Genomic DNA, 1455 nt, shown 5'->3' on the forward strand with positions numbered 1-1455 from the left:
CTTGGGGTCAAGCGGTCGTCGCAACACCATCTTGCCCGGTTGCGAGAACAGCGTCGAGTGCCTCTGCCGGCGTCTTCCAGTTCAGCGTCTTGCGCGGTCTGCTGTTGAGGGCCGCGGCCACAGCAGCAAGATCGTCCACGCTGTGAGCGCTCAGATCCGTTCCTTTCGGGAAGTATTGACGCAGCAACCCGTTCGTATTCTCGTTCGTCCCCCGCTGCCAGGGTGAGCGTGGATCGCAGAAGTACACCTGCAGACCTGCGTCGATCCGCAAGCGCGCATGCTCGGCCATCTCTGCTCCCTGGTCCCAGGTCAATGAGCGCCGCAGATGCTCTGGCAAGCGCGCGATCGTGCCGGCGATCGCCTCGCGGACCGCCCCGGCCCCGTGCCCCGCCAGCGCCGGGCCGTTCTTAGCACGCGGTGTCACCCCATGGCCGTCCATCGGTGGAAGATGCAGCAGCATCGTAAAACGTGTCGTGCGCTCGACCAGGGTCCCGATCGCCGAGCTCTTCAGACCCAGGATCAGGTCTCCCTCCCAGTGACCCGGTACCGCGCGATCCTCCACCTCGGGCGGACGCTCGCTGATCAGCACCTCGGGGGTGACGAACGATTTGCCGCGGCGCAGGCAGCGTGCCCGCGGCACGCGCAAAGCCCGCCCTGTGCGAAGACACGCAGTCAGCTCACGCTTCAGCGCCCCCCGGCCCTGAATGTAGAGTGCCTGATAGATCGCCTCGTGACTGATGCGCATCGTCGGATCGTCCGGAAAGTCGAGCCGCAGGCGCTCGGCGATCTGCTGCGGGCTCCAGGAGCGACCCCATCGCCGGCTCTGGCGTCGCCCGTGTCGCCGTCCCTTCCAGGCAACGCTCGGTCCAGGCAGAGCGCTCCCGCTCGGTGTCGCCACGGCACCGGCGAGCCGGTCCTGCACGTAGATCCGCAGCGCGGCGTTCCCCGCCAGCTTTGCTGGCTTGGGCCGGCGTGCCGCGCGTTCAGCGTGCCACTGCGCTGTCGTGGCGCGATAGTCCAGGCCGCCACTGCGGGTCGCTGCGTTACGCCGTAACTCGCGCGAGATGGTCGACGCCGCCCGTCCCAGACGCCGAGCGACTTCGCAAACGCCATGCCCCTGGGCTCGCAGCAGCGCGATCTCCTCCCGCTCGGCCAACGACAGATAGCGCGCCGAAGGAAGCTTGGATGACGGCGATAGATGGGTGGGCGCCATCCCGCCTGCCGTCCGGAACCACCGCGAGCCGAGCGGTGGCGAGATCCCGACCTTCATCGCTGCGTCCTCGCTCGAAAGACCTTGGGCGATGAACGCCCAGAACTCCCGCCGCGTCTCGCGTCGACCGACCCCGGGACGACCCGGTGACTGCAGCTTCTCCCGAAGGCATCGATCCGAACGTCGCCGACCTGCCATCACAACCGCCCTCCGCCAAGCCGTTGCGACGACCACTTGAATCCACC

General features: G+C 67.7%; 1 protein-coding gene. It reads right to left on the minus strand.

The window, feature by feature from the left end; translation table 11 throughout:
- Window positions 1-7: 7 nt before the first annotated feature.
- Window positions 8-1408 carry an IS30 family transposase gene (locus tag G4G93_RS35315; RefSeq protein WP_165091964.1) on the minus strand — a complete coding sequence of 467 codons (1401 nt, stop codon included), beginning with the start codon at window positions 1406-1408 and terminating at the stop codon, window positions 8-10.
- Window positions 1409-1455: the final 47 nt, after the last annotated feature.

It is taken from the genome of Methylobacterium sp. DB0501, assembly GCF_011043735.1.
GTDB lineage: Bacteria > Pseudomonadota > Alphaproteobacteria > Rhizobiales > Beijerinckiaceae > Methylobacterium > Methylobacterium alsaeris.